The organism is Sphingomonas sp. CCH9-E2, assembly GCF_001557215.1.
Classification (GTDB): Bacteria; Pseudomonadota; Alphaproteobacteria; order Sphingomonadales; family Sphingomonadaceae; genus Sphingomonas.
The window spans coordinates 1-6,898 of the sequence record NZ_LSJM01000071.1; the positions used below are offsets into that span (position 1 = coordinate 1).

At 62.6% G+C, this 6,898-nt stretch carries 5 protein-coding genes and 2 pseudogenes; 5 read left to right on the forward strand and 2 right to left on the reverse strand.

The window, feature by feature from the left end; genetic code table 11:
* The 5 genes and pseudogenes from AX681_RS22325 to AX681_RS04005 all read left to right on the forward strand — a co-directional run.
* A partial coding sequence (locus AX681_RS22325) for a hypothetical protein (RefSeq protein ID WP_197424230.1) occupies positions 1-769 on the forward strand: 769 nt, incomplete at its 5' end.
* Positions 770-858: 89 nt separating this feature from the next.
* Complete coding sequence (locus AX681_RS03990) at positions 859-1,221, forward strand: hypothetical protein (protein ID WP_066659031.1); 363 nt, start codon at positions 859-861, stop codon at positions 1,219-1,221.
* A 209-nt stretch (positions 1,222-1,430) separates the two neighbouring features.
* Positions 1,431-1,643: pseudogene (locus AX681_RS03995) on the forward strand (Tn3 family transposase); the annotation flags it as partial.
* A 176-nt stretch (positions 1,644-1,819) separates the two neighbouring features.
* Positions 1,820-2,404 carry a recombinase family protein gene (locus AX681_RS04000; protein ID WP_066659028.1) on the forward strand — a complete coding sequence of 195 codons (585 nt, stop codon included), beginning with the start codon at positions 1,820-1,822 and terminating at the stop codon, positions 2,402-2,404.
* Between the two features lie 4 nt (positions 2,405-2,408).
* Complete coding sequence (locus AX681_RS04005) at positions 2,409-5,387, forward strand: Tn3 family transposase (RefSeq protein ID WP_062069500.1); 2,979 nt, start codon at positions 2,409-2,411, stop codon at positions 5,385-5,387.
* 116 nt (positions 5,388-5,503) lie between these two features.
* On the opposite strand, the pseudogene AX681_RS04010 reads toward AX681_RS04005, so the two are convergent.
* Together AX681_RS04010 and AX681_RS04015 are read right to left on the reverse strand one after the other, a co-directional pair.
* Positions 5,504-6,220: pseudogene (locus tag AX681_RS04010) on the reverse strand (transposase); the annotation flags it as partial.
* Positions 6,221-6,398: 178 nt separating this feature from the next.
* On the reverse strand, positions 6,399-6,659 hold the full coding sequence (locus AX681_RS04015; RefSeq protein WP_015449245.1) for a hypothetical protein: 261 nt from the start codon (positions 6,657-6,659) through the stop codon (positions 6,399-6,401).
* Positions 6,660-6,898: the final 239 nt, after the last annotated feature.

The following is a 6,898-nucleotide window of genomic DNA, read 5'->3' on the forward strand; positions in this document are numbered from 1 at the left end:
GAATATGCGTCTAGCGCTGCTGACCATCGCGTTGCTGTCGGGGTGCAATCGGCCATCGGACAGCTCGAACACCGCGACGCAGTTGGAAGGGGAGAACCGATCGCAGGAAACGACCGAACCTTTTGCCGCGACCAATGCCCTTGCAGGCGGCTTCGACGCCCGCGCCGATATCGACAGCTACAACCGCACGGTCGAGCTTGCGAAGGATGCGCTCGCGCTTGGCAATCTCTCCGGTGCCTCGGGCGTCAGGAAGGAAACGCCCGGAATGTCCGAGGGCGAGCGGGAGTTCACCGCACGCGCGCTCGCCAGCACCCTCCCGCCAGTCGGCAGCGGTGATGGACCCGAACGCGTGGTGCAGCACGAGGTCAATCTCGATCCGCCCCGGGATGCCAAATGGATCGCGCGGTCGCGGGTCGTCTATGCGGGTGCGAGGCCGATCGACGTCTATCTGTTCGATGACCCGGTTGTTCCCGCCAACGCCGCGCCCGAAGATGCGGCGTCGATGCTGGCGTGGAAATCCGACCGGCTCATCGACATGCCGATCGGAGAACTGGCGCGCACGAGCAGCACGGGCAAAGGCCCCGCGGCGTGGTGCATCGCGTTTCCGATAAAGGTGTCACGCGAGGGCATCTGCACCATGACCGCCAACAGCACGAAGCGGTTGCTGCTGACCACCTACATTCGCCGCGACGACAGCGAGCCTGTCGCCAACCGCGAGGCTCTCGGGCGGCTTTTTGACGCGCTAAGAGCAATGTATGCGAAGCGGTGAGCGGCAATCATGTGATTGCCCACATCGCCAAAAGGTCGATGCCCGGTGGGCTATGACCGATCGCCAGGACAGGAAGGCGACAAATACCTATGTTTATTTGGGCCTTGCTTCTCGCGTGGATCGGATCCGTTGTGATCGTCATCCGCTCCCTTCCGAAGGCACTGGAGGTAAGGCGTCGCCTGAATGCCCTATTGTTCATGATCATACCGTGGGGTCTTGCGATTTTCTTGGGTCCTTTTGTGATAGACCATCATGCGGTCGGCACGCGCATCCGGGAACAGATGATGATCGGCCAGTACGCGGCCATGGTCCTTCTTTGCGTCATTGCTGCTCTCGGCATCGTTCGGGCGCGTGGCGCAAGACGATGCGCATCGGCTATCAGCGTCGCTAACTTGATCCCGGTCTTTCTGCTGGTCTGCGTCAGCGTCATGATCCTTGACCCCGGCTCCTGAGCAACGCGCAACGGGCCTTCTGAACCGAGCGCCGCCAACCGTCGCAGCCGCGCCGATTCGCCCGCGCAGGCCGACCCGAAGGGCATTCCGCTCTGCGCGAAGCCGGTTGGCATCCCATCTCGCAGTATCCTCTCCTAGAAGAAGCGGCCACTCGCAGACCCTGGATCTCAACCGGCTTCGAGCCGCCATTGCGCCTCGGTGGGGGGGGCGGCCTCATGCCGTTCTTCGGCTACCCCTTCGCACCACGGCTGCAGGATCTGAAGGAACGACGTATGCATCTGCTGCCGGCGCAGGATGCCGGGACCCTGCTCGGCGGACTGGCCGGCGATCCGGTCGCGGTCGGCCATGTCGCGGACCATTGGGACGAACTGCTCCGGCTCGTCACTTCGGTTCGCAGCGGCGACCTCGCATTTCAACCCATGTCCCCCTTCCTGCTGATGCTGCTCGAACGGCCGTGACATCCTGACGGAAACCACATGTTTTCGGACACCCTTGGGTGATCCCTCGGCTTTGGTCGGCAATCCTGCGCCTGAATAGTCGACAAACCCTGTCGCTTTGATGTAGTGTACGACAAAGTGGTTTTGAGGGTTTGTCGTACATGCTGGTCGGATATATGCGGGTGTCATCGGCCGATGATCGCCAAACTGTCGATCTTCAGCGCGACGCTCTGGTCGCGGCGGGTGTCGATCCGCGTAATTTGCATACTGATAAGGCATCGGGAGCACGCGACGATCGACCGGGCCTGAAGGACTGCCTCGATTATCTGAGTGCGGGCGATACGCTGATCGTGTGGAAACTCGATCGGCTTGGGCGATCGTTGCCGCATTTGCTGGCGATCGTCACTGACCTGAAGGCGCGTGGCATCGCGTTCCGTTCGCTGACTGAGCAGATGGATACGAACACGCCGCACGGCGAACTGCTATTTTCGCTGTTCGGCGCGCTGGCGCAATATGAGCGCGCGCTGACGCGCGAGCGGGTGATGGCGGGACTGGCGGCTGCAAAGCGTCGAGGGCGCCAGGGTGGACGGCCTCCCATGATCGACACTGAGACCCTTGAACGGATTACTGCCGCGCTTGATGGCGGAGCAAGCAAGGCATCCGTCTGTCGCACCTTCAAGGTGCCGCGTTCGACCTTGATTGGCACTCTTGCCCGGATCGGTTGGGCGCCGCCCGCCAAAGCCTAACCCAATGCCTCGTCGCGCCGTGCTGTCGGACGAGCAACGCATGGCGTTGCTCGCACTTCCCGATGATGAAACCACGCTCGTTCAGCACTGGACGTTGAGTGAGGATGACCTGGCTATCATCGTGCGCCGCAGGCGACCGCATAATCGTCTGGGTTTCGCGATCCAGCTATGCGCGCTGCGCTATCCCGGCCGTTTGCTGCGCCCGGGCGAATTGATCCCCGATACGCCGCTCGCGTTCGTCGCCGAGCAATTGCAGATCGCGCCCGAGGTGCTGGCCGATTATGCGACGCGCGGCCCGACCCGGTACGAACAGCTCGATGCGCTGCGCGAGGGCTTTGGGTTCACACAGTTCAGCCGGCCATTGCGAGCGGCGTTGCAGGAATGGCTGCTGCCGATTGCGCTGACGACGACCAGCGGGGCTGGGCTGGCACGGTCGCTACTAGGCGAGTGCCGACGACGGCGCATCATCGTACCTGGCATCAGTTCGGTCGAACGGATGGTTGCGCAGGCGCTGCTCGACGCCGAGCGCCATGTCGCCGAGCATCTGACCCGAGGGCTGGAGACTGGGCAACGCCGTCTGCTTGATGCCCTTCTTCTGCCTCACGCCGGCACGAACCTCAGCGGCCTCGGATGGGTGCGGCAGCCGCCCGGCAAGCCCGGTCGCAAGACGTTCGCCGTCATCATCCGGCGGCTAGCTCTGCTGCGCGATATTGGGATCGATCCCGATATCGCGGCAGGCATACATCCTGAACGCCTGCGACGCCTCTGTCAGGAAGGGGCTCGGCTGACGGCGCAACATGTCCGAACGCTGCAAGCAACGCGGCGCCGTGCGACGCTGGCGGCAACCGTACTCGAAACCATCGTCACGCTCACCGACGATGCGGTGCTGATGTTCGACCGCCTGCTGGGTCAGATGTTTCGGCGCGAGCAGAACAGCGCAGACACAGCGCTCAAGCGCGACCGGCGCAACATCAACGGTAAGATCCGGCTACTTGCCCGGCTCGGCGATGCCCTGCTCACTGCCAAGGTGTCGGGCGGCGACATCGGCGCCGCGGTCGAGGCCGTAGTTGGATGGGATGATCTTGGCCGTGAAGTCGATGAAGCCCGCAAGCTGATCCGCCCCGATGCCGTCGATCCCGTTACCGTCGCCGCAACCAACTACCCCGTTCTCCGACAGGTCGGTCCCTTGTTCATCGCCTCGTTCACGTTCGGAGCGGTCCCGGCCTGCCATACGCTCGCGCGAGCAGTCGCTATCATGCGCGACCTTCATCTAGGTCGCCTGAAAAAACTGCCGCCGGATACACCAGTTGCCTTCATTCGGCAGGCCTGGCGTCGCGCGATCGGCCCCGGCATTCCCGATCGCAGAGTTTATGAATTTTGCGTCCTAGTCGAGCTTCGTGACAGGCTTCGTGCCGGCGACATGTGGGTCGAGGGAAGCAGACGCTATCGTGCCGTCGAGCAACAGCTTATTCCAAGTCCGGTATTTGCCACCATGCGCGCAGCCGGCCCTTTGCCGATCCCGGCACCCGATACGGCCAGTGCCTGGCTGGACGAACGGCGTACCCGTCTCGCCCGGAGATTGGCAGAGGTCGAGCGGAAGGCGGAGACGGACGCGCTGGAAGACGTACAACTCAGCCTTGGCAAGCTGCGGATTTCGCCGTTGAAGGCGGTCACGCCGGATGAAGCGGATAGCGCCCTTGCGCCGCTCTACGCCCATCTGCCCGCGATCCGCATCACCGATCTCCTTGCTGAAGTCGATCGATGGACCGGTTTCAGCCAGTGCTTCACGCATCTGCAAAGCGGTCGGGTTGCCGATGAACCCCGCGCTATCCTGACGGCGGTGCTCGCCGATGCGACCAATCTTGGCCATAAGCGCATGGCAGAAGCCTGCGATCTCGTGACCCAACGCCAACTCAGTTGGCTCGCCTCATGGCATTTACGCGAGGAAACCTACGGTAGGGCTCTCGCCCGGTTGGTCAATGCCCAGCACACCGCGCCGCTCGCCGCCCTGTTTGGGTCCGGGACCTCGTCCAGTTCGGACGGTCAGAACTTCCTGCTTGATCGCCGTGCTCAGGCGACCGGCGCAGTCAATCCGCACAAGGGGGCGGAGCCTGCTGTCTCCTTCTACAGCCATGTCTCGGATCGCTACGCGCCGTTTCATTCCACCGTCATCTCCGCATCCGCAAGCGAGGCGGCGCAGGTGCTGGACGGGCTGCTCCATCATGGTGCCGATCTGCACATTGAGGAGCATCACGTCGATGGTGGGGGCGTTTCCGACCATGTGTTTGCGCTATGCCATCTACTTGGATTCCGGTTCGCGCCGCGCATCCCTAACATCGCCGCGCGCCGGCTTCACCTGTTCAACGGAATCGAACCTGGCCCAGATATCGCGCCGCTGGTCGCGGGCAGGATCGACGAGGCCCTGATCGCCGCACACTGGGACGACGTGCTGCGCTTGGGCACCTCGATCCGCACCGGCGTCGTGAGTGCATCGATCATGCTGGAACGGCTCGGCTCCTATCCACGGGCCAATGGCCTGGCCTTGGCACTGCGCGAGATCGGCCGCGTCGAGCGCACCCTGTTTACACTCGACTGGATCGAGCAGCCCGAACAGCGGCGCCGCGCAACCCGCGAACTCAACAAGGGTGAGGCCGAAAATGCTCTGAAACGCGCCATCTTCTTCCACCGGATCGGCCGCATCCGTGATCACGCCCTGCAAGCCCAGACCCATCGGGCGAGCGCGCTAAACCTCGTCGCCGGTGCTATCGTCCTGTGGAACACGACCTACCTGCAAGCCGCCCGCATGCATCTTGCCAGTCTCGGCCGGTCGGTCCCGCCGGACCTGTTGCAACACCTTTCGCCGCTCGGATGGCAGCACATCAACCTCACCGGCGATTATCTTTGGACCGACCCCGATGCGCCATCGTCCGCCCTCAGGCCGCTTCGCCAGATGCACGCCGTCGAAGGTCCGGCGAAACCTTAGCGTATATCTGGGTCCGTTCTATGTACCGACCCCAGATTTGAGGTTGTGATTTAAGGAGGATCTGGGCTGTCAATCGGCGTCCAAAAAGGGCTCTGACGCGAATTTGGTGACCGAGTTCATGTTGCGGCGGCGATGAGCCTTGCCTCAAGGAGATCGAGTTTGGCGCGGCCGTACATTTGCCGTTTGACGAGCTTCAGCTTGGTGATTTGGCCTTCAGTCTGCCCGTTTGACCAGCTCGATGCGATCGCGGCGCGAACGGCATTGATGTCCCTGGCCATGCCGCGGGCGAAGGAGTTCACCAAACTCTGATGGGCTTTCTCAAGCCAGGCATCGAGAGAGGATACCGCCTTCTTTCGTAGCATGACGTGGAAGGCGTCAGTGATGTCGCGCGCTTCGACAAGCTGCGGCACGGATTGCTCGATCGCCGCGACGGTGATGGTTTCAGCTCTGGACAGAGCTTCGCGCTCCGCTGTCATCAGTCGCGCGATGGTTCGAGCCGAAGGAACCCGGTGCAGACCCTCCGCCCTTTCCGCCCGCCGCTTCCGCGTTGCCCATTCGGTCACGACCCGAAGTGAGCCGCCAAATCCTTGCTGCCGCATCTGTCGCCAGAGCTCGGCGCCGTTGCGCCGGCCCTCGGCCCATTCACCATCCAGCCAGGGTAGCCAGGCTTCAAGCGAATTTTCCCGTGTCCGAAAGATGTCGGTCCGCTGGCCCCGCAGCACAGCCCGTACATAGCCGCGACTGTGCCCCGTCCGGCGAACGATCTCCTTGATGGCGAGCCCAGATCCAGCCTGCTTAAGAATGACCTCATTGGCCTCTTGCCGGCGAAGATAGCTGTAGGTGCTTGCAATCGTAGCGGCGTTTGCTTGCAAACAGAGCCTTTTTTTGCTCGGATTATCTGACAACCGGCTCGGCGATCTGCTCGCGCTATCTGCCAATGTGCTCGACATCATCCTGCGCTGCTCGCAATCATAAAGGTCTGCTCACATCCCCTGCCAGCGAAACAGGGCGTCAGCGCGGCACCCGGATGGAACCTTCCGCGATCCCCTCGGCGACATTGGAGAGCATGACGGCGTAGCGATGCAAACCGGGGAAGCGACCAGCGTTCTTGTCGATTTCACCGCCGTATCCGGCGTCGAGCAACGCCTTGAAGTCGGGCATCACGTCGAACATGCCGCCGAGCAGATCGATATCGGAGGCCCCGGTAAGCAGCAGGGCGTTCGCATGGGCGTCGAGACGCTTCATCGTTTCCAGCATTTCGGTCCTGGTCATCGCATCCTGTCCGCTTGCGGGGTTCCATCGCCTAGCACGACGCGCCGGCCCTGTTCGCGAAAACCTTCCTTTCTGACGACCTCGCGGGCGGGCCATGACGACAACGCATTTCTGCGGCCCGCCGCTTGTCAGAACTGTTCTGGAAACCTGCTTCGCAAAAGCGCTTGCCGGCTACGGGTTTGGAGAGCCCATTGGCACGGAGCGTGAGCACAACGCCCCGTTTGCAAGCAGCGCCGGAT

What these genes read in the sequence shown, in the direction of transcription:
- AX681_RS04005 (WP_062069500.1), top strand. Translation starts at nt 2,409, where the DNA reads ATGCCTCGTCGCGCCGTGCTGTCGGACGAGCAACGCATGGCGTTGCTC.
- AX681_RS04000 (WP_066659028.1), top strand. Translation starts at nt 1,820, where the DNA reads ATGCTGGTCGGATATATGCGGGTGTCATCGGCCGATGATCGCCAAACT.
- AX681_RS03990 (WP_066659031.1), top strand. Translation starts at nt 859, where the DNA reads ATGTTTATTTGGGCCTTGCTTCTCGCGTGGATCGGATCCGTTGTGATC.
- AX681_RS04015 (WP_015449245.1), bottom strand. Translation starts at nt 6,659, where the DNA reads ATGACCAGGACCGAAATGCTGGAAACGATGAAGCGTCTCGACGCCCAT.